This is a genomic window from Herbaspirillum sp. C7C2, assembly GCF_022627865.1.
Lineage (GTDB): Bacteria > Pseudomonadota > Gammaproteobacteria > Burkholderiales > Burkholderiaceae_D > Herbaspirillum > Herbaspirillum frisingense.
This window is the reverse complement of sequence record NZ_JABXGI010000012.1, coordinates 1-21,316: the sequence shown is the minus strand read 5'-3', so window position 1 is coordinate 21,316 and position 21,316 is coordinate 1. Positions and strand designations below refer to the sequence as shown.

The window sequence follows — 21,316 nt, the reverse complement described above, 5'->3', positions numbered from 1 at the left end:
CGGCGTAGAATCGGCGGCTGCCGACATTGGCACACCCTCTTATCCCTTGCGAACGCATTCCATGACGCACAAGATCTTCTGGTCGGCGCCTTACCAGACCGAACTTGATACCGTGATCACCCACCTCGATGGCGATCAGGTCCAAGTGGCCGACACCATCTTCTTCGCCTTCTCCGGCGGACAGGAGAGCGACGCCGGCACACTCGGCGGCCATCCTGTCCTCACGGCGGAAAAGCGCGACATGTCCATCGTCTACACGCTGCCGGCCGGGCATGGATTGCAGGTCGGCGATGCAGTGAAGATGCATATCGACTGGGAGCGCCGGTACCGCCTGATGCGCCTGCATTTCGCCGCCGAGATGGTATTGCAGCTGGTGTACCAGTTGCGCCCCGGGATCGAACGCATCGGCGCCCATATCGCAGCGGACAAGGCGCGCGTGGATTTCGCCAGCGAGACCAGCCTGGCGCCGTTGTTCGGGGAAATCGAGGCCGCCACGCAACGGCTGGTCACAGCGGGATTGCCGATCGTCACCGCCTTCAGCGATGAACAGGCCGGGCGTCGCTATTGGGAAGTCGAAGGCTTCGCGCGCATGGCCTGCGGCGGCACGCACCCGCGCACCACGGCCGAAGTGGGCCAGATTCGGCTCAAGCGCAAGAACACCGGTAAAGGCAAGGAACGCATCGAGATCATGCTCGATGCCGGCCTGCAGACTGCCTGAATATCAACAGAGGGCTTGACCATTTCCATCCCGTTGATCCCCGAGGAAGAAGTCGAACTGACGGCTATCCGCGCACAAGGCGCAGGCGGACAGAACGTCAACAAGGTATCGAGCGCGATCCACCTGCGCTTTGACATCCACGCCTCTTCCTTGCCGGATGAGATCAAGCAACGTCTGCTGACATGGTCGGACCAGCGCATCAGCAAGGACGGCGTCATCATCATCAAGGCGCAGACACATCGCAGCCAGGAAAAGAACAAGGCGGAAGCCTTGCAGCGCCTCCAGGAAATGCTGGCCCTGGCCGCGGCGGTACCGGTGCCGCGCCGCCCGACCCGCCCGACCCGTAGTTCCCAGCGGAAACGACTGCAGAGCAAGACACAGCGCGGCGAGATCAAATCGATGCGCGGCAAGGTGCGCGACTGATGCCGGCCCGGGCCGCCGAACAGGGTCAGCGAGGACCGCAAGAATTCCCGCCTGGCTCCAGGGTAACGAGGTAACATGGACTTTTGCATCGCAAAGGGATGATCCATGGGCAAGCCATCAAGCGAGCAAGCCATGGTCAGGCGATGAACACACCGGGTCAATTTCATCAATGGAGGGGGATGTCACCATGTCGGAAGCAAAGAAATATCGTCTCGTCACGCGCAGCGACTTCGATGGTCTGGTCTGTGCAGTCTTGTTGAAGCATCTGGACATGATCAACGAGATCCTGTTCGTCCACCCCAAGGACATGCAGGATGGCAAGATCGCCATCAGCGACAACGACATCACCACCAACCTGCCCTTCGTTGCGGGCGTGCATCTGGCCTTCGATCACCATCTGTCCGAAACCATCCGCAACACTGGTGAACGCAAGAACCACGTGATCCATCCGGAGGCGCCGTCGGCTGCGCGCGTGGTGTATGACTACTACGGTGGTGACAAGACTTTCCCGGCGGCATGGGCCGACATGATGGCCGCCGTCGACAAGGGTGACTCCGCCCGCTTCAACGAGGAGGAAGTGCTCAACCCGCAAGGCTGGGACCTGCTGAACTTCCTCATGGATGCGCGCACCGGCCTGGGGCGCTTCCGCGATTTCCGCATCTCCAACTACAACCTGATGATGGACCTGATCGAGCTGTGCAAGACGCACACCATCGATCAGATCATGGATTCGCCGGACGTCAAGGAACGTCGCGAGCTGTATTTCGAACATGCGGAGAAATGCAAGGAGCAGATCCGCCGCTGCGCCACGATACACAAGAACCTGGTCGTGCTGGACCTGCGCAAGGAAGAGACCATCTTCGCCGGCAACCGCTTCATCATCTACGCCCTGTTCCCGCAGACCAACATTTCCATCCACGTACTGTGGGGCCTGAAGAATCAGAACACCGTCTTCGCCACCGGGAAGTCCATCCTCAACCGCAGCTCCAAGACCAATATCGGTGCACTGATGCTGGAATACGGCGGCGGCGGACACGAGAACGCCGGTACCTGCCAGGTGGACAACGAACGTGCAGAAGAGGTGCTGGAGGCCTTGATCACACGGATCAACAAGGACGGCTGAAAAGCACGCAGCGCCTGCCGGCCGGCCCCCGACTTGGGCCGCACGGCGGGCCTCTGCTTGCTACCGTGCATGGTGGCGGCGGTCCGCACCGCCACGGTACCGCTACGTCATCAGCGCTGTCGACGCGACAGGCGTTTCGTCTTTCCGCAAGCACCATCACGCTGGCGCATGAGCGTGCATGCTTCATCAGTTCAATCACCCGCCCGTCGCTGCATGTCTTCATGCGACGCCAGCGCGGAATTTGCCTTTGGCGGCTCTTCAGCCCGCCGTCTGCCGTGCCGTTAACTGTCTGTGATGTCTGCGATGTCTGTGAAATGAGGTGCAGCACTTCCGGGAGGAATGATGAAGCTCAACGATTTCAGGATCGGCATGCGACTGGGGTTCCTGGCGGCACTGTTGCTGGCAGCGACCGCCTTCGTCGGAGTACGTGGCTGGCTGGTGCTGGACGAGATCTACGGCCAGGGCGCGCAGGCGATGCAGAAAGGCGCGCTGATCGAACAGTCGGTGGACGCCGCACGCAGTGCCCAGGTGCAGTTCAAGATCCAGGTGCAGGAGTGGAAGAACACCCTGTTGCGCGGCAAGGACCCTGACGCCTTCAACAAATATCGCCAGGCATTCATCGATGAGAGCGCCGCCACCCAGGCCTCGCTGAAGAAGCTGGAGAAGCTCATGCCGCAGATCGGCATGAGCCAGGAGGCAGCGCGCAAGGCACAGGAGGCGCATGCCGAGCTGCTGACCAGGTACCTCGATGCCTTGAAGGCTTATGCCTCCGACGACCCGGCATCGGTCGCCCGGGTGGACGAACAGGTCAAAGGTGTAGACCGCCTGCCGACCAGGATGATCGACGACATCGTCGCCGCCGTACTGGCCCATGCTCACCAGATGCGCGACGAGATCAACGCCGACAGCCAGGCCGACTACCTGCATGCGCGGACATTGCTGAGCGCGTCCATTGCGCTGTCGTTGCTGGTGGGCATCGGCATCACCTGGTGGCTGGTGCGCAGCATCGTGCGACCGCTCGGCGTGGCGGTGCAGATTGCGCAGACCGTCGCCGCAGGTGACCTGCGTTCGGACGTCGCTGTATCGGGCAAGGATGAAACCGCGCAGTTGCTGCATGCGTTGAAGGAGATGAACGGCAACCTGGCCAACATCGTTTCGGAAGTGCGACACGGTACCGGCGCCATCACGGTCGCTGCCACCGAAATCGCCAACGGCAACCGCGACCTGTCGGAACGCACCGAGGAACAGGCCAGCTCGCTGGAAGAAACCGCAGCCTCGATGGAGGAGATCACCTCCACCGTGCAGAAGAACGCCGACAACGCCCACCATGCCAACCAGCTTGCCGGAGCCGCCTCCGGCGTCGCCGTGCGTGGTGGGCAGATGGTCGGGGCGGTGATCGAAACCATGCAGGCCATCGAAGAGAGTTCGCGCAGGATTGTCGACATCATCGGAGTGATCGACGGTATTGCCTTCCAGACCAATATCCTGGCGCTCAATGCGGCGGTGGAAGCCGCACGCGCCGGCGAGCAGGGGCGCGGCTTTGCGGTGGTGGCGTCCGAGGTGCGCTCGCTGGCCCAGCGATCGGCCACGGCGGCCCGGGAAATCAAGGAACTGATCAACGACTCGGTCGGCAAGATCAATGCCGGTACCTCACTGGTCGGTGGCGCCGGCGATACGATGCAGGAGATCGTAGCCTCGGTCCAGAAGGTCGCCGCCATCATGGACAACATCACCGATGCCAATCGCGAACAGAGTGCTGGCATCGACGAGGTCAACAAGGCCGTGGTGCAGATGGATATGGTCACCCAGCAGAACGCGGCGCTGGTCGAGCAGGCCGCAGCGGCGGCCGAGAGCCTGCAGGTTCAGGCCGAAGGCCTGGAGCGGGCGGTGGCGGTGTTCAAGCTGAGGTAGGAAGCGGAGGCGGCTATAAGGAAAAAGGCATGTCGGAGCCCGACATGCCTTTTGATTTTTTGCCCCAACGCCGGGTTACCGGGTTTACGCCAGCTTTTCAAACACCAGGTCCCACACCCCATGCCCCAGACGCAGGCCACGGTTCTCGAACTTGGTGGTGGGACGATAATCCGGACGCGGTGCATAGCCCGAGGGATCGGTAGAGGTGTTCTTCAGCGTCAGCTCCGCGCCCAGCACTTCCAGCATCTGGATCGCATAGTCTTCCCAGTCGGTGGCGCAGTGGATGTAACCGCCCACGGCCAGGCGCGAGCTCAGCAGCTGCACCAACGGCGCCTGGATCAGGCGGCGCTTGTTGTGGCGCGCCTTGTGCCAGGGATCGGGGAAGAACACGTGCACGCCCGCCAGGGCGCCTGGCACGATCATGTTGTTGAGCACTTCCACGGCGTCGTGCTGGATGATGCGCACGTTATCCAGGTTGCCTTCACCGGCCAGTTTCAGGTAGCTGCCCACGCCGGGCGTATGCACTTCCACGCCGATGAAATTCTTTTCCGGCATCAATGCGGCGATCTTGGCGCTGGTCTCGCCCATGCCGAAGCCGATCTCCAGCACGGTCGGCGCCGAGCGGCCGAAAGCGGCCTGCAGATCCAGGGCTTGCTTGGCATAGGGCAGCATGAACCTGGGGCCCAGTTCTTCCAGCGCACGACCCTGTGCATTGGAGACGCGCCCGGTGCGCGTGACGAAGCTGCGGATGCGGCGCTCGCTCGGATCATAGAAAAGCGGCTTGCCGGATTTGTTCTCAGACATGGATGACTCGTGAATCGGTGAAGCGCGGCCCTGAATCCCTCGTGTGCCGGAGGCTTCCGGCGGCAGGCCGCATGCGGTATGGAGCGGGTGAAGGGGATCGAACCCTCGTCTTAAGCTTGGGAAGCTTCTGCTCTACCATTGAGCTACACCCGCGTGTGGGTGGGCATTATACCGGGTTACGACGGGTCTTTTCCAGCATCGGGGATTGACCAAGGGGAGGATTGACGAGAAGTCAGCATCGTCAGGACCGCGGCCCGCCTGTCCAGCATGCAGCGATCTGCACATGCTTGAGCTGATGGAAGCGGTCCGCTACCTCACAGGCCTGCCCCGACGATCAGTGGCGCATGGTGATGCTGAATCGGGCACATCCCCCCCTCAACGATCTTCCGGCAACAACCCATGCTCCTCAATCGCCTTGCGCGCCGCCGGCTCTGCAAACATCGTCAGAAAGGCCCGTGCGGCGACAGCAGAAGCAGAGTGCGCGCCCACTGCACCGGCATAGACGGTGTAGTTCTGGATGGCGGCGGGTAAGGGACCGACCAGGTGGGCGCCTTTGACCTGCAGGATTTCGCTCTGCTGATGCAGTGCCAGCGCGGCGCTGCCATCGACCAGCTTTTCGGCCACCAGACCGCCAGGCACCAGGACTTCCTTGGCATGCATCTGGGCGGCGATGCCGAGTTTCTCAAACAGCTTTTCCAGATAGATCCCGCTTGACCCTCCGGCCTTGGGATCGATCAGCGCTACCGATGGCGCGTCCAGCAATGCTTTCCTGAACTGGGCGACGGTGGCGATGGCCGGCGCCGGGGCGCCCTGCTTTACCGCAACCGCGATGCCCACGCGCGCAATCGGGCGGCTGCTTGCCAGGTTGAGATAGCCATCCTTGCCCAGGCCTTTCAATACGCCGTCTGGCACGACGACCACATCAAAAGCGGCACCTGAGCGCACACGTCTGTCCATGACGCCCGCGGTGGCGTTTTCCACTGTCACATGGATGCCGCTGCGCTGCTCAAGGTCGGCTGCCACGGTGCGGACGACGGGTGCAATGGCGCCGGCAGCAAGGATCTTGAGATCGCCGGCCGCGGCGGGCAGTGCGATCAGGGCGGACAAGGCGGCGGCTACAAGAAGCGGGAGACAGAACGGGCGCACGATTTCTCCAGAGGTGGAAGTGCAGCGGATGGGAACAGAGGAAGGAAAGCAGAAAGCGCGTCGGCGCTGATTATACGACGCGTGAAGGTGGAGCGTTTGTTCCCTGCTGGCAGGCCTTGCATGAAGACGACCGGCGACGTTGACGTAGAACGGACTGGAGCGGATTGCGCCGATGGCGACGACAATCCCGATCCATCCCCCGCCCCGCTCAGGTCTGCATCTCTGCGATCAACGCGATGATCTGAGCGCCGTAGGTTTCCAGCTTTTTCTCACCCACGCCGGTGACGTGGCGCAGGTCATCCAGCGATTGCGGTCGGGCCTTGGCGATTTCGCGCATGGTCGCATCGTGGAAGATGACATAGGCCGGGACATTGTGGGCGCGCGCGGTTTCGACGCGCCACCAGCGCAGCTTTTCGAAGAGCGCCTGTTCTTCGGTGTCGAGATCGGTCTCGACGAAACCGGAACGCTGGGAGCTGCGCTTGGCCTTTTCCGGCTTGCGGTAACGGCGCAATTGCACCTGCTGTTCACCCCGCAGCACCGGGCGGGCGGCTTCGGTGAGCTTGAGGGCGCTGTAGTTCTCGGCATCCACCGTCAGCAGTCCCAGGGCGATGACCTGGCGCAGGATGGCACGCCATTCGGCTTCGCCACGATCGCTGCCCACGCCGAAGACGGAGAGCTGGTCGTGCCGCCACTGCTTGACGCGCTCGCCGTCGATACCGCGCAGCACCTCGATCACATGACCTGGCGCGAAGCGCTGGTCGACCCGATAGACGGTGGACAGCAGCTTCTGCACCTCGACGGTGGCATCGAAGGACACCGGGGGCGTGAGGCAGGTATCGCAATTGCCGCAGGGGCCGGACTTCTCACCGAAGTAATCGAGCAGATGCACGCGCCGGCAGTGCAGGGTTTCGCACAGGGACAGCATGGCGTCGAGCTTGGTGCTCTGGACGCGTTTGAAACTGTCGTCGGCTTCGGATTCATCGATCATGCGGCGCTGCTGCACCACGTCCTGCAGGCCATAGGCCATCCAGGCGTCGGCGGGCAAGCCGTCACGGCCGGCGCGGCCGGTTTCCTGGTAATAGCCTTCCACGCTCTTGGGCAGGTCCAGGTGGCAGACGAAGCGTACGTCGGGCTTGTCGATACCCATGCCGAAGGCGATGGTGGCGACCATCACGATCCGGTCCTCGCGCAGGAAGCGCGCCTGGTTGGCGGTGCGCAGCGCGTAGTCCATCCCGGCATGGTAGGCCAGGGCATTGATGCCTTCGCCGCGCAGGAATTCGGCGGTTTCCTCGACCTTCTTGCGCGAGAGGCAATAGACGATGCCGGCATCCTCGGGGTGTTCGCTCTTGATGAAGTCCAGCAGCTGTTTGCGACCGTTGGCCTTTTCCACGATCTGGTAGCGGATGTTGGGGCGGTCGAAGGAAGAGACGAACTGGCGTGCATCTTCCAGTTGCAGGCGGTGGATGATTTCTTCGCGGGTCTGCTGGTCGGCGGTCGCCGTCAGGGCGATGCGCGGCACCTGCGGGAAGCGCTCGTGCAGTACCGACAGCTTGATGTATTCCGGCCGAAAATCGTGGCCCCATTGCGAGACGCAGTGCGCTTCGTCGATGGCAAAGAGGGAAATGCGGGAGGATTCGAGCAGTTCCAGGCAGCGCGGCGTCATCAGCCGTTCGGGGGCGACGTAGAGCAGGTCGAGGTCGCCCTGGCGCAGGCGGCGCTCGATCTGCATGGCTTCGTCGAAGCTCTGGGTGGAATTGAGGAAGGCGGCGCGCACGCCGACTTCGGCCAGCGCGTCCACCTGGTCCTGCATCAGGGCGATCAGCGGCGAGACCACCACGCCGGTGCCGGCGCGCAGCAAGGCCGGTACCTGGTAGCACAGCGACTTGCCGCCGCCGGTGGGCATGAGCACCAGGGCATCACCGCCTCCGGCGACGTGCTGGACGATCTCGCCCTGATGACCGCGAAAGGACGAATAACCGAACACCGTCTCCAGCACATGCAATGCGCGTTCTTGCTGGGTGGCGCCGGCGGGCAGGGAATCGAAATCGACCATGGAAAAACCTGAAGCTGCTGCGTAGCGAAGGCGCTATTTTATTGCAGCCAGCCCCGGGACACCGCGAACAACAGGAAAACACCCAGTACGGCTCGATAGATGATGAAGGGCCAGGTGGAGAAACGCTCCAGGAATTTCATCAATCCCCAGATGGCGGCAAAGGCCGAGACGCTCGCCACGGCCAGGCCAAACAGCAGGACACCCCAGGCTTCCAGGGGGATGTGGGCGTGCAGCAGCACGGCCAGTTCCTTGAGGCCCGCCAGGGCGATGGCCGGCAAACCCAGCAGGAAGGAGAAGCGTGCCGCCTCTTCCCGGCGGAAATTGAGGAACAGGGCCGCGGTGAGCGTGGAGCCGGAGCGGGAAACGCCCGGGATCAGCGCGCCAACCTGCGCCAGGCCGACGATGAGGGCGTCGCGCAGGCGCATCTGGTCGACGCTGCGGCGATGCCGGCAGACCAGTTCGGACAGCGCCAGCAGCAGCGCCATGACGATGCAGGACCAGCCGATCACGGACAGGCTGCGCAGCGGCGAGCCGCAGGCGTTGAGTACGTGCGACAGCGCCAGGCCGGCAATGCCGATGGGGATGGTCGCCAGGATGATGGCCACGGCCAGCTTGAACATGGGGTCGCTGAAATCGCGACGGCGCCAGGCCGCCAGGCTGCCGCCGGTGACGGCCGAGACATCGCGCCGGAAGTAGCTGATCACGGCGGCCAGCGCCGCCAGTTGCATGGCGGCCGAGAAGGCAGAACCCGGATCATGCCAGCCGAGAAAGGCCGGCACGATGCGCATGTGGGCAGTGGAGGAAATGGGGAGCAGTTCGGTGATGCCCTGGACGATGCCGAGGAAACCGATCTGCGCGTAGCTCAGGGAGGCAAAGCCGATATCAAGCCCGGCGCTGCAGACGTTGGCCATGGAGTGTGCTCTGAAGGGGGTGGCGAAAGAGAGTTGTGAACGCCGCCGGCATCTAGGGCCAGTTCACACTAAATCTGCGAGTGCGAACAGGCCATAGGACGGCGGGTGCTGCAGTGTACCGCGCCGGGGGCGGCGCTGGCTGACAGGGTCCTGACGCGGGCGTTTTACTCGACCCAGGCCACCACGCCGGTGTAGGCGGTGACCAGCACGATGATGCCGAAGACGATGCGATACCAGGCGAAGATCGTGAAATCGTGCGAGCTGATGTAGCGCAGCAGCCAGCGTACGCACAGGAAAGCGGAGACGAAGGCGGCTACCGTGCCCACCGTGAACAGGGGGACATCGGCCGCCGACAGCAGCGCGCGCTCCTTGTAGAGCGAATAGATGGTGGCGGCGAACAGGGTCGGGATGGCCAGGAAGAAGGAAAACTCGGTAGCGGCCTTGCGCGACAGGCCGAACATCATGCCGCCGATGATGGTGGCACCGGAGCGGCTGGTGCCGGGGATCAGGGCGAAGGCCTGGGCGATGCCGACCTTCAGCGCGTCCAGCGGGGTCATGTCGTCCACGGTTTCGACGCGGGCCGAGGCCATGCTCATGCGATCCTTGTTGCGACGTTCCACCCAGAGGATGATCAGGCCGCCGACGATGAAGGCGATGGCCACCGAGACCGGGTTAAACAGCACTTCCTTGATACGGCGACTGAACAGAAAGCCCAGGATGGCGGCCGGCAGGAAGGCAATGATCAGGTTGATGACCAGGCGCTGCGCCTTGCGGTCGGTGAACATGCCGCAGAGGACAGTGGCGATGCGCACGCGATATTCCCAGCAGACGGCGAGGATGGCACCGGCCTGGATCACGATTTCGAAGACGTCGGCTTTTTCCTTGGAGAAAGAGGGGCCGGTGAATTGCAGCAGGCTGTTGGCCAGGATCAGGTGGCCGGTGGAGGAGATGGGCAGGAATTCGGTCAGGCCTTCGACAATGCCCATGATGAGCGCCTTGAGCGCGAGGATGGTATCCATACGGTAGCTGGGGGTGGCTTTTTCTGAGGAGTTGAAGGGAAATGGTGCTGATCACGCAGGCTGGCCAGCGAAATCGGTACCGATATGGCCGGAATCGTTCAATTGCACCCTCAAGAAGGCACATCGACAAGCCCGCATCGGTGCAAACCGGCGTTTCGACCGCACGAACCTGAAAAAAGTGCAGTCGGTGCAGTGCAACAAATTCGGATTCTACCTTAGCAACGTGACAAAACTCGCGTTTTCCTTTGGTGATAACGCGCTACCATGCGGTTTTTCATTCACCTGCGGGAATCTGCATGAGCGCTTTCACCATCTATCACAACCCGCGTTGCGGCACCTCGCGCAATGTGCTGCAGGCGCTGCGGGACGGCGGCGTCGAGCCGACCATCATTGAATACCTGAAGACCCCGCCGGACCGGGCGACCCTCAAGCAGCTGATCGCCGCCATGGGCGTGCCGGTGCGCGAGGTGGTGCGGACCAAGGAAGCGCTGTACCAGGAACTCGGGCTGGATGCGGCCACGGTCAGCGATGAGCAATTGATCGATGCCATGCTGGAACATCCTGTGCTGATCAACCGCCCTATCGTCGTCGCGCCCAAGGGAACGATGCTGGTGCGTCCCAGCGAGCGGCTGGCGGAAATCTTTCCCTGAGCTTCCTTCCTGACATTTCCTGAACGCAATCGGGAGGCATCGGGACGGTATCCGCACCGTATCGGCAGTCATTTGACCTCAATCGCGCTATACTTGGCTGATCCGTGGTACAACGCGGGAGTTCTCTCCCCATCGAATCAGGAGCAGCGGTGCATCATCGACACGAAGAAAGTACTGCCGATCTGAAGGAGCTGACGACCATCGCTCCGATCAGCCGAGAAGCCCATGCCGCCCACCTCAAGGAAAAGGTGGATACCCGGCGCCTCATCGAAGATATCCGCGATGAAGCGCGACGGCGGCGCGAGGAAGCCTACTAACTACTTAGGGGCGAGCCTACCGGCGTCAGTTCGTGGCGCAGGCGCAGTCAGCGCCTCCAGTCTCGTCAGCCAGGCGATGGCCTGGCTACGGTCGTCGCCGCACATCTCTGCCGAAGGCTGCAGCCCTGCGCAGAAAGCCGGTCGCCCGGCCTGTCCGAATATCTTGCATCGCATGTCCTGATCCAATTGCACACACGGCACGTTGGCCGGCTTGCCGTCGGGCATACCGGGGATCGGGCTGGTGATGGAGGGGGCGATGCAGCAGGCGCCGCAGGCATCTCGGCACTTCATTTGGCTTCCTGTTGGGACGGTGGGCCTGCATTGTAGTCCATCGCCGCCTGCGGGCAGTGAAAGCCCACCGCTGTCACATTGCTTGCGTCCTGCTTGCGTCCTGCTTGCGCCAGCGGCTTGACGTCGGCGCAGCTTGCCACTTACAGTGCCCCGTCCCGGTCATTTTGCTTCTCATGTCTGCCTTATCCAAAGAACCGCGTTGGGAACGACGCAAGCAGGACCGCCCCCAGGAATTGCTGGCGGCGGCCCTGGAATTGTTCGTGGAGCGCGGCTATGCAGCGACCCGCCTGGAAGATGTGGCTACCCGCGCTGGTGTTTCCAAGGGCACCCTCTATCTCTACTTCGACAGCAAGGAAAGCCTGTTCAAGTCGGTGGTACGCACCAATATGCTGCCGCTGCTGGATCAGGCCGAAGCGCGCATCGCAGGCCACGCCGGCAGCAGTGCCGACCTGCTGCGCGACCTGATCATGCACTGGTGGGAGGCCGCCTCGCACTCCGGGGTGATGGGCATTGCCAAGCTGATGATGGCCGAATCCGGCAACTTCCCCGAACTTGCGCGTTTTTACCATGAAGAAATCACTGCCCGGGGCGACGCCACCGTGGTCCGCGTGCTGGAGCGCGGCATGGCATGCGGGGAGTTCAGACAGATCGATGCAGAAGCGATGAAAAAGGTCATCGTGGCTCCGGTGGTCATGCTCATGCTCTGGGATCAGTCACTGGCCCCCTGTGCAGTGGCCCCGATCGATCCACGCAGCTATCTGGAGAACATGATCGACCTCTGCCTCAATGGGCTAAGGGCCTGAAGCACGGGCTACAGATGGCCGCCCGCTACGCATCCGCCCCCGGATCGGCACGCAACAACAGGCCCATACTCGCATTGCATTGAGGAAAACCCGCAACAGAAGCGCCGGCCGCCGCTTTTTCCCGGCATAGATGGGCTGATTAGCTGGGCGGTGTTTGATAAAATGCTGCCTTTCCGTCGCTATTAGATTAGATCGAGCCACCGCCATGAATATCGAACAAGCCCGCTTCAACATGATCGAACAGCAAATCCGTCCCTGGAATGTGCTGGCGCAGGATGTGCTGGACCTGCTGATGGTCGTCAAGCGTGAAGAATTCGTCCCGGCCGCCTATCGCAGCCTGGCGTTCTTCGACACCGAGATCCCCCTGCCGGGCGGTGAAAACATGCTGGCCCCCAAGATCGAAGCGCGCATGCTGCAGGAAGCCAACGTCAAAAAGCACGAATACGTGCTGGAAATCGGCGCCGGTTCGGGATACATGGCGGCTCTGCTGGCGCACAAGGCGCGTCACGTGACCACCGTGGAAATCTCCCCCGAGCTGAAGACACTGGCCGAGCAGAACCTGTCCGACTACGGCGTGGCCAACGTGGATGTGCAACTGGGTAACGGCGCCCAGGGCTGGACCGGCGCCGACGGCAAGGCCGGCGAATACGACGTGATCGTCATTTCCGGTTCGCTGCCACTGCTGCCGGAAGCCTTCGGCAAGCAACTGAAGGTGGGTGGCCGCCTGCTGGCCATCGTCGGTTCCGCACCGGTAATGGAGCTGCAACTGATCACCCGCACTTCGGAACATGTCTTTGAAACCGTGAACATCGTGGAAACCATGGCCAAGCCGCTGCATGCAGCGCTGGTGCCGTCCCACTTCACGTTCTGAACCTGACAGGAAAGCATCATGGAGCACATCTCCGCCCCGGAACTGGCCGCCTGGATCAATGATCCCGACCGCCCCACGCCCCTGCTGCTGGACGTGCGCGAGCCCTGGGAACACCAGACCTGCCACATCGCCGGTACGCAACTGGTGCCGATGAACACCATTCCCGGCCGTTTTTCCGAGCTCGACGAAGAACAGCCGGTAGTGTGCATCTGCCACCATGGCGGCCGCAGCATGCAGGTCGCGGCTTTCCTGGAGCGCCAGGGCTTCACCAAGGTCATCAACCTGAGTGGCGGCGTGCATGCCTGGGCCACGCAGGTCGATCCGACCATGCCGACCTACTGAGTCGACGCTTCCCTCCCGCCATGTGGCCCGGTCAGACCGGATCGCATGGCGCGGCAAGGCGGCCTGCCTTCTTCTACGGGTCGCCCTTCCCTACCTCGCTCAGCTCACCACTTCCTTCACTTCTTGCACTTTCTGCAGTGAAGGTGCCGCCTTCAAGGCGTACAAAGACGCTGCCAGCACGCGTTCACCTTCCACGACCAGGTCAAAACTCTCGGGTGAAAAGAACCAGTCCGTCAGCAAGCCACTGAAGGTCGCATGGGCCATCAGGCAGGCCAGGCGGATGTCCAGCGTGGCCGGCAGTTGCCCACGCGCTACCGCATTGCCGAGGATCTGCTCGAGTCGCAACATACCGTCGACGTGGCACTCACGCTGCCGGATCAGGATGGGGTCGTGGGCATCGGCAAACTCGCACTTGTTGAAGATGATGTCGAACACGCGCCGGCAGCGCTCATCGGTTGCGGCCATCGTCAGCACGTAGATGCCGCTGCGCAGGAACTGTCCCAGCGGATCGGCCACCTGCGGGCTGGCGTTCTCTTCCAGCACGGCCTCCATCGGCAGGCGCACGCGCTCGCACATGGCGTCGAAAAGGTCGCTCTTGTTCTTGAAATGCCAATAGATCGCGCCCCGCGTGACGTCGGCCGCCTTGGCGACGTCGGCCAGCGAGGTCTGCGAAACACCGCGTTCATGGAATACCTGCTCGGCAGCATCAAGGATGCGGGCGCGCGTTTCCAGTGCTTCTTCCTTGGTGGAACGGGCCATCTCAGCAACCTCCGGAGAGCATCCAGTTGGAATCATCCATCGGCAAGCTTTGCTGCGTGCGCACATCTTCAGTGAACATTATTTGAACCTGAACAATCGCGCTTAAGCAGAAACTGTCATGGAGTGGAAAGAATTCGTCGTACACAATATCGGGCCATCTGTTTTGTCTTGCCGAGACCCGCTTATCGCGACGGGCCATGCGGAAGAGCTCGGTTTCAACACTGCGGAAACGGTATCAGAGTGCCTTCTGCAGGAAAATGCAAGGAATCGCTCATATTTAGCTACGCCGTTTCGAACAAGTTTGTTAAATTAATGTGATGTTTCGGAGAAATACATACATACATGAATGTATGTATAATAGCATCCGCTTCAAGCCCCTGTCGTAAGTCCTTTGCAAAAATTCGTCGCCCTAGCCGGGAAGCGGGCGGGGGATTTTTCGCATTGCAACAATGCCTCATCCTGCCGTCCCGCCAACTTCAGCCGGCGACGACAGGCACAGCATCATCGTCATCACCGGTTTTACCGAATTCGTTTCATCGCCGCCCTGGCGGCTTCAACTTTACTTTCGTGCGAGATATCTATGAGCTCAGTCAGTCGTTTCACGCGCCTTACCATGACCGTCGCCGTTGCCGCTGCGCTGGTCGCCTGCGGACAGAAACCCGCCGCCCAAGGCGGCCAGATGCCGCCGGCAGAGGTGTCGGTGGTGACCATCGCCCCGCAACGCGTGGCCATTACCAATGAACTGCCGGGCCGGGTGGAAGCCTTCCGTGTGGCGCAAGTACGCGCACGGGTGGCCGGTATCGTGCAAAAGCGCGTCTTCAAGGAAGGCAGCGAGGTCAAGGAAGGCCAGGTCCTGTTCAAGATCGATCCGGCCCAGTACAAGGCCAGCCTGGAAAGCGCACAAGCCACACTGGCACGTGCCCAGGCCAACCTGACCCAGACCTCGTTGACGGCGCAACGCTACAAGCCGCTGGTGGAAGTCAACGCCGTCTCCAAGCAGGAATATGACAACGCGGTCGCTGCCCAGAAGCAGGCAGAAGCCGACGTGGCCGCCGGCAAGGCTGCCGTGCAGACCGCCAGCCTGAACCTGGGCTATGCCACCGTGACCTCGCCCATCTCCGGCCGCATCGGTCGCGCGCTGGTGACCGAGGGCGCGCTGGTGGGGCAGGGCGATGCTACCCAGCTGGCGCTGGTGCAGCAGCTCGATCCGGTCTATGTCAACGTCACCCAGTCCAGCGCCGACCTGTTGAAGCTGCAGCAAGCCATGGCGGCGGGCCAGTTGAAGAGCGTGGGCGAGAACAAGGCCAGCGTGACCCTGGTGCTGGAAAACGGCCAGCCCTATGAACAACCGGGCAAGCTGCTGTTCTCCGACATCAGCGTGGACGAGAGCACCGGTTCGGTCTCGCTGCGCGCCGAGTTCCCCAACCCCAAGCGCCTGCTGCTGCCGGGTACCTATGTGCGTACCAAGATCGAACAGGCAGTGGACGAACAGGCCCTGCTGGTGCCACAACAGGCTGTGATGCGTGATGCCGGCGGCTCGTCGGTGCTGGTGGTCAATGCCGAGAACAAGGTCGAGCCACGTCCGGTCAAGACGGGCGGTGCGCGTGGCAACAACTGGCAGGTCCTGGACGGCCTGAAAGAGGGTGACCGCGTGATCGTGGAGGGCCTGCAGAAGGTTCGCCCGGGCGCTTCGGTCAAACCGGTGCAATGGAATCCCGCGGGCGCTCCCGCACAAGCGCAAGGCCAACCGGCCAAGCAAGACCCGAGCGCCCAACCGAAAGCTAACTAAGAGGCTGCCAGATGGGAAAGTTTTTTATTGATCGCCCCGTATTCGCGTGGGTGCTAGCGATCTTCATCATGCTGGCCGGTGCGCTGGCCATCACCGGCCTGCCGGTGTCCCAGTACCCCAACATCGCGCCGCCGACCATCGTGGTCACGGCGACCTACCCGGGTGCGACCGCACAGACCCTGGACGATTCGGTGACCAGCCTGATCGAACAGGAAATGAACGGCGCCGATGGCCTGCAATACATCGAGTCGCAAAGCCAGGCCAATGGCCAGGTGCAGATCACCATCACCTTCTCGCCGGAAACCAATCCGGACCTGGCGGCGGTGGATGTGCAGAACCGCCTGAAGCGCGTCGAGGCCCGTCTGCCGGCTGCGGTGACGCAGCAGGGCGTGCAGGTGACCAAGTCGCGTTCCAACTTCCTGCTCTTCATCGGTCTTTCCTCGACCGATGGCAAGCTCGATCCGGTGGCGCTGGGTGACTATCTGTCGCGTAACGTCCTGAACGAAATCAAGCGTGTCCCGGGCGTGGGTCAGGCACAGCTGTTCGGTACCGAACGCGCCATGCGCATCTGGATCGATCCGAACAAGCTGATCGGCCTGAACCTGACCCCGGCAGACGTGACCGCAGCCATCCAGGCACAGAACGCGCTGGTGGCCGGCGGTACACTGGGCGCCCTGCCCAGCCCGGGCACCCAGCAGATCGCCGCCACCGTGGTGGTGAACGGTCAGCTGACTTCGCCCGAGCAGTTCGGCAACATCGTACTGCGCGCCAATGCCAACGGTTCGTCGGTGCGACTGCGTGATGTCGCCCGGGTCGAGGTTGGTGGCCAGAGCTACGACACTTCCGGTCGTCTGGACGGCAAGCCCTCCTCCTTCATCGGCGTGCAGCTCTCGCCCACCGCCAATGCGCTGGGCACCGCTACGGCCGTACACAAGAAGATGGACGAGCTGGCCAAGTACTTCCCCACTGGCGTGAAGTACACCATCCCCTACGACACCTCCAAGTTCGTCAAGATCTCGATCGAAGAAGTGGTCAAGACCCTGATCGAAGCGATCGTGCTGGTGTTCCTGGTGATGTTCCTGTTTCTGCAGAACATCCGCTACACCATCATCCCCACCATCGTGGTGCCGGTGGCGCTGTTGGGTACCTTTGCCACGCTGCTGCTGTTCGGCTTCTCGATCAACGTGCTGACCATGTTCGGCATGGTGCTGGCCATCGGTATCCTGGTGGACGATGCGATCGTGGTGGTGGAAAACGTCGAACGCATCATGAGCGAGGAAGGGCTCTCGCCGGCTAACGCCACCCGCAAGGCCATGGGCCAGATCAGCGGCGCGCTGATCGGTATCACCCTGGTGCTGATCGCGGTGTTCATCCCGATGGCCTTCTTCGGCGGTGCCGTGGGTGCGATCTATCGTCAGTTCTCGCTGTCGATGGTGGCTTCGATGGTGTTCTCGGTGTTGATGGCCTTCACGCTGACGCCGGCGCTGTGCGCCACCATCCTCAAGCCGGTCGAAAAGGGTCATCACCACGAGAAGAAGGGCTTCTTCGGCTGGTTCAACCGCAAGTTCAACAGCACCGCCGCCGGCTATCAGGGCGTGATCGCCCGCATGCTGAACAAGGCTGGCCGCTACATGATCGTCTATGTCGTGATCGTGGCCTGCGTGGGCTTGCTGTACGTGCGCCTGCCCGCCTCCTTCCTGCCCAATGAAGACCAGGGCTACATCATCACCAACGTCCAGTTGCCGCCGGGCGCAAGCACGGCGCGCACCACCGAGGTGGTCAAGAAGATCGAAGAGTATTACCTCAAGGACCCGGCAGTGGAACACGCCATTGCTGTGCTGGGCTTCTCGTTCTCGGGTAATGGTCAGAATGCGGCACTGGTGTTCACCCCGCTGAAGGACTGGTCCGAACGCGACAAGTCCCAGTCGGCGGATGCCGTCGCGGGCAAGGCCTTCGGTGCGTTCTCGCAGATCAAGGATGCGATCGTGTTCCCGCTGAACCCGCCGCCGATCCCGGAACTGGGTAATGCCACCGGCTTCACCTTCCGTCTGCAGGATCGCGCCGGGATGGGCCACGCTGCACTGGTGCAGGCCCGCAACCAGATCCTGGGCATGGCTTCGCAGAGCAAGGTGCTGGCCGGTGTGCGTCCGGAAGGTCTGGAAGATGCGCCGCAGTTGCAACTGGACATCGACCGCGACAAGGCCAACGCCCTGGGCGTGCCGTTCTCGGCAATCAACAGCGTGCTGTCCACGGCGCTGGGCTCGTCCTACGTGAACGACTTCCCCAACCTGGGTCGTCAACAGCGCGTGATCGTACAGGCTGACGCCACCCGTCGTCTGCAACCGGAAGACCTGACCAACCTGTACGCCCGCAATTCCAATGGCGGCATGGTGCCGTTCTCGGCCTTCGTCACCGCGAAGTGGATCAATGGTCCGGTGCAGCTGATCCGCTACAACGGCTACCCGGCCATGAAGATCGCCGGTGGCGCTGCTCCTGGCCGCAGTACCGGTGAGGCGATGGCGGAGCTGGAATCCTTTGTGGCCAAGCTGCCGCCTGGCTTCGGCTTCGAATGGACTGGCCAGTCGCTGGAAGAAAAGACCTCCGGCAACCAGGCTCCCGCCCTGTATGCACTGTCGCTGATCGCGGTGTTCCTGGTGCTGGCGGCGCTGTATGAAAGTACGTCCATTCCGCTGGCGGTGATGCTGGTGGTGCCGCTGGGCATCCTGGGTGCGCTGCTGGGCGTGACGTTGCGCGCCATGCCAAACGACGTGTACTTCAAGGTGGGCATGATCGCGGTGGTGGGTCTGTCGGCCAAGAACGCGATCCTGATCATCGAATTCGCCAAGGATCTGCAGGCGCAGGGCAAGGGGTTGATCGAGGCGACGCTTGAGGCGGTTCACCTGCGTTTCCGTCCGATCATCATGACCTCGCTGGCCTTCATCCTCGGTGTGCTGCCGCTGGCGATTGCCTCCGGCGCCGGCTCTGCCAGCCAGCGCGCCATCGGTACCGGCGTGATGGGCGGCATGATCACGGCGACCGTACTGGCGGTGTTCCTGGTGCCGATCTTCTTCGTGGTCGTGCGCAAGATATTCAAGGGTAGCGATCGTCAGCGCAAGTTCGACGCTGACCATTCGCCCAAGATCAATGTGGAGAACAACAATGGCTAATCTGTCGTTGCCGCGCTCGCCGCGCCTGCTGCAAATGTGCGCAGCGCTGCTGGTGGCCGGTGTCCTGGGGGGCTGCTCGCTGGCCCCCACTTATGAGCGTCCGCAAGCGCCGGTGGAAGCCGCCTATCCGGCGGATGCCGCTGGCCGTGCCGAGCTGCAGGCTGTCAACCTGGGCTGGCGCCAGTTCTTCCCCGACCAGCGGCTGCAGCAGCTGATCGCGGCCGCTCTGGAGAACAACCGCGACTTGCGCACTGCCGTGCTCAACATCGAAGAAGCCCGGGCGCAATACCAGATCGCCCGTGCCGATCTCCTGCCCAATCTGAACGTCACTGGCAATGCTGCGCGTACCCGTACGTCGGCCAGCCAGTCGCTGACGGGCCAGCCTGTGATCAGCAACAGCTACCAGGTGGGCCTGGCGGTGCCAGCCTACGAGCTGGACTTCTTCGGTCGCGTGCGCAACCTCAAGGATGCGGCGCTGGCCAGCTATCTGAGTACCGAAGAGGCACAGAAGTCGGCACAGATCAGCCTGGTCGCGCAGGTGGCGCAGGCCTACCTGTCCGAGCGCTCCTATGCCGAGCAGCTGCAACTGGCCAATGACACCCTCAAGTCGCGTGAATCCAATCTGGATCTGGCGCAAAAGCGTTTCGACGTAGGTGCCAGTTCTGCGCTGGATTTTCGCCTGACGCAGACGCTGGTGGAATCGGCTCGTGTGGCCAAGGCCCAGTTGGAACGTCAGCGTGCACAAGCCGAGAACGCCCTCACGCTGCTGGTGGGCAAAAAGGTGGGCGACCTGCCACCCGCGCAACTGCTGTCGGATGAAAAGATCGTGACCGACATCCCCGCTGGACTGCCTTCGGAGCTGCTGACCAATCGCCCTGACATCCGCTCGGCCGAGCAGAGCCTGCTGGCAGCCAATGCCAACATCGGTGCGGCGCGTGCGGCATTCTTCCCGCGCATCTCGCTGACAGGCAGCTTCGGCAGCGCCAGCAGCACACTGGGTGGATTGTTCGAGAGTGGTTCGGGCGCATGGAGCTTCGGCCCCTCACTCTCGCTGCCCATCTTCGATTTCGGCCGCAACAGCGCCAATCTGGACCTGGCTGAAGTACGCAAGAACAAGGCTGTAGTGAGCTATGAGAAGACCATCCAAACGGCCTTCCGCGAAGTTGCCGACGCGCTAGTCGCGCGCGGGACTCTGGATGACCAGGTCAAGGCGCAGGAGGCTTTCCTGGCGGCCCAGCAGGAGCGGCTGAAGTTGACTGATCTGCGTTTCAAGAACGGGATTGCGTCTTCACTGGATCAGCTTGATGCACAGCGGGACCTGTTCTCTGCACAACAGGCCTTGATCCAGGCTCGCCAGCTGCGCTTGAACAATGCCATTGATCTGTATAAGGCATTGGGTGGTGGTATCAACGAGAACACCTTGAGTGTTGCAGCCAAGCAGTAAGTTTTATGGCGATCTGTTGAGATCGTGTTGTGGATGGAAGTAAAAAAGCCGGCATTGCCGGCTTTTTTATTGTCTAGTGGTTTCGAGGGTTGGGTGCCTGAGTGAGGTCACTCAGTGCTCGTTAGTGCTCGTTCGGATGTTGCTTGATCAAGTCATCAGTGATGGGTGTCGAGGGAGTGTCTCGGGGCTGTGGATAAGATAAGTCCTGAGCAAACTCGAAGGCCACTCTGTGCATAAACTAAGTTGTCTAATTATTGAGGCCACACTGGACGCTACTTTGCGCCTTGTTTGTTCCCCGAATACTAAGTTTTCGACTCGATGTCGTGCCATCGATGCGTCGGACTTTCAACGCGATGGGCGGTGGACAAGATATCCAATCAAGGGGTTGTGTATCACCTGGGCGCTTTCGTCCGGCCGGTTCAATGGGCGATATTTCAGCCGCAATTCATGCTCATCAGAAGTGATGACGTGCAGCCCGTAGGAACGGCTCTCGCTGTTCAGGAGGGAGCGGCGGAGTGAGCGCCTTACCAGCTCTGCTATCCGCGTCACTGGAACCCCAGTCGAAGTCAGCCTAATGAGAGCAGGGAACGCGATGCTCATCAGCCCGGGCCTGTTGAGTTGTATGCAGCCGGGTGGGATGGGTGCGTGTTTTTGCCGCCGCAAAGCAAAAACCCTCGCTACTTTCGTAACGAGGGTTTTTGGGAGTAACAAGCCTGACGATGACCTACTTTCACACTGGTTGCAGCACTATCATCGGCGCGAAGTCGTTTCACGG

General features: G+C 61.9%; 18 protein-coding genes, 1 tRNA gene and 1 pseudogene. 12 read left to right on the top strand and 8 right to left on the bottom strand.

Annotated elements, in window-relative coordinates; translation table 11 throughout:
- The first annotated feature begins 61 nt into the window (after positions 1-61).
- From HWE04_RS15840 to HWE04_RS15825, 4 genes are all read left to right on the top strand, one after another.
- Positions 62-718, top strand: coding sequence for an alanyl-tRNA editing protein (locus HWE04_RS15840; RefSeq protein ID WP_241812992.1), 657 nt, complete (start codon positions 62-64; stop codon positions 716-718).
- A 15-nt stretch (positions 719-733) separates the two neighbouring features.
- Positions 734-1,141, top strand: a complete 408-nt coding sequence (gene arfB, locus HWE04_RS15835; protein WP_006461925.1) for an alternative ribosome rescue aminoacyl-tRNA hydrolase ArfB — start codon at positions 734-736, stop codon at positions 1,139-1,141.
- A gap of 187 nt (positions 1,142-1,328) precedes the next feature.
- A complete protein-coding gene (locus HWE04_RS15830) occupies positions 1,329-2,264 on the top strand; it encodes a hypothetical protein (protein WP_006461926.1) in 936 nt (311 codons plus the stop codon).
- A gap of 342 nt (positions 2,265-2,606) precedes the next feature.
- The gene (locus HWE04_RS15825) at positions 2,607-4,175 is read left to right on the top strand and encodes a methyl-accepting chemotaxis protein (protein ID WP_241813053.1); all 1,569 of its coding nucleotides are present in this window, start codon (positions 2,607-2,609) and stop codon (positions 4,173-4,175) included.
- A gap of 84 nt (positions 4,176-4,259) precedes the next feature.
- Here the strand turns inward: HWE04_RS15825 and trmB are convergent, their stop codons facing one another.
- From trmB to HWE04_RS15795, 6 genes are all read right to left on the bottom strand, one after another.
- Positions 4,260-4,979: a tRNA (guanosine(46)-N7)-methyltransferase TrmB gene (trmB, locus tag HWE04_RS15820; RefSeq protein WP_241812991.1), complete on the bottom strand. Its 720-nt coding sequence runs from the start codon at positions 4,977-4,979 to the stop codon at positions 4,260-4,262.
- A gap of 79 nt (positions 4,980-5,058) precedes the next feature.
- Positions 5,059-5,132 (bottom strand) — tRNA-Gly (locus tag HWE04_RS15815).
- A 222-nt stretch (positions 5,133-5,354) separates the two neighbouring features.
- Positions 5,355-6,086: a molybdate ABC transporter substrate-binding protein gene (locus HWE04_RS15810; RefSeq protein ID WP_241812990.1), complete on the bottom strand. Its 732-nt coding sequence runs from the start codon at positions 6,084-6,086 to the stop codon at positions 5,355-5,357.
- A gap of 247 nt (positions 6,087-6,333) precedes the next feature.
- Positions 6,334-8,178, bottom strand: a complete 1,845-nt coding sequence (recQ, locus tag HWE04_RS15805; protein ID WP_241812989.1) for a DNA helicase RecQ — start codon at positions 8,176-8,178, stop codon at positions 6,334-6,336.
- A 38-nt stretch (positions 8,179-8,216) separates the two neighbouring features.
- On the bottom strand, positions 8,217-9,089 hold the full coding sequence (locus HWE04_RS15800) for an undecaprenyl-diphosphate phosphatase (protein ID WP_077236889.1): 873 nt from the start codon (positions 9,087-9,089) through the stop codon (positions 8,217-8,219).
- Positions 9,090-9,253: 164 nt separating this feature from the next.
- Complete coding sequence (locus HWE04_RS15795) at positions 9,254-10,108, bottom strand: undecaprenyl-diphosphate phosphatase (protein WP_006465546.1); 855 nt, start codon at positions 10,106-10,108, stop codon at positions 9,254-9,256.
- Positions 10,109-10,404: 296 nt separating this feature from the next.
- Here HWE04_RS15795 and arsC point away from each other — a divergent pair.
- Positions 10,405-10,755: pseudogene (gene arsC / locus HWE04_RS15790) on the top strand (arsenate reductase (glutaredoxin)); the annotation flags it as partial.
- A 152-nt stretch (positions 10,756-10,907) separates the two neighbouring features.
- Positions 10,908-11,075, top strand: coding sequence for a hypothetical protein (locus HWE04_RS15785; protein ID WP_166758416.1), 168 nt, complete (start codon positions 10,908-10,910; stop codon positions 11,073-11,075).
- Here HWE04_RS15785 and HWE04_RS15780 read toward each other — a convergent pair whose 3' ends face one another.
- A complete protein-coding gene (locus tag HWE04_RS15780; protein ID WP_006465544.1) occupies positions 11,076-11,366 on the bottom strand; it encodes a YkgJ family cysteine cluster protein in 291 nt (96 codons plus the stop codon).
- Between the two features lie 173 nt (positions 11,367-11,539).
- Here HWE04_RS15780 and HWE04_RS15775 point away from each other — a divergent pair, with 173 nt between their 5' ends.
- From HWE04_RS15775 to HWE04_RS15765, 3 genes are all read left to right on the top strand, one after another.
- Positions 11,540-12,169, top strand: a complete 630-nt coding sequence (locus HWE04_RS15775) for a TetR/AcrR family transcriptional regulator (RefSeq protein ID WP_241812988.1) — start codon at positions 11,540-11,542, stop codon at positions 12,167-12,169.
- 205 nt (positions 12,170-12,374) lie between these two features.
- A complete protein-coding gene (locus HWE04_RS15770; RefSeq protein ID WP_006465542.1) occupies positions 12,375-13,040 on the top strand; it encodes a protein-L-isoaspartate O-methyltransferase family protein in 666 nt (221 codons plus the stop codon).
- An 18-nt stretch (positions 13,041-13,058) separates the two neighbouring features.
- Positions 13,059-13,382, top strand: a complete 324-nt coding sequence (locus HWE04_RS15765; protein WP_077236884.1) for a rhodanese-like domain-containing protein — start codon at positions 13,059-13,061, stop codon at positions 13,380-13,382.
- 99 nt (positions 13,383-13,481) lie between these two features.
- Here the strand turns inward: HWE04_RS15765 and HWE04_RS15760 are convergent, their stop codons facing one another.
- Complete coding sequence (locus HWE04_RS15760) at positions 13,482-14,141, bottom strand: TetR family transcriptional regulator (RefSeq protein ID WP_077236883.1); 660 nt, start codon at positions 14,139-14,141, stop codon at positions 13,482-13,484.
- Between the two features lie 580 nt (positions 14,142-14,721).
- Between HWE04_RS15760 and HWE04_RS15755 the strand changes: the two genes are divergently transcribed.
- The 3 genes from HWE04_RS15755 to adeC are packed head-to-tail and all read left to right on the top strand — an operon-like array spanning position 14,722 to position 20,541.
- Positions 14,722-15,930, top strand: coding sequence for an efflux RND transporter periplasmic adaptor subunit (locus HWE04_RS15755; RefSeq protein ID WP_077236881.1), 1,209 nt, complete (start codon positions 14,722-14,724; stop codon positions 15,928-15,930).
- 11 nt (positions 15,931-15,941) lie between these two features.
- Positions 15,942-19,097: an efflux RND transporter permease subunit gene (locus HWE04_RS15750; RefSeq protein WP_241812987.1), complete on the top strand. Its 3,156-nt coding sequence runs from the start codon at positions 15,942-15,944 to the stop codon at positions 19,095-19,097.
- A complete protein-coding gene (adeC, locus tag HWE04_RS15745; protein WP_274620148.1) occupies positions 19,090-20,541 on the top strand; it encodes an AdeC/AdeK/OprM family multidrug efflux complex outer membrane factor in 1,452 nt (483 codons plus the stop codon). Before HWE04_RS15750 ends, adeC begins: the two co-directional genes overlap by 8 nt.
- Positions 20,542-21,316 lie beyond the last annotated feature (775 nt).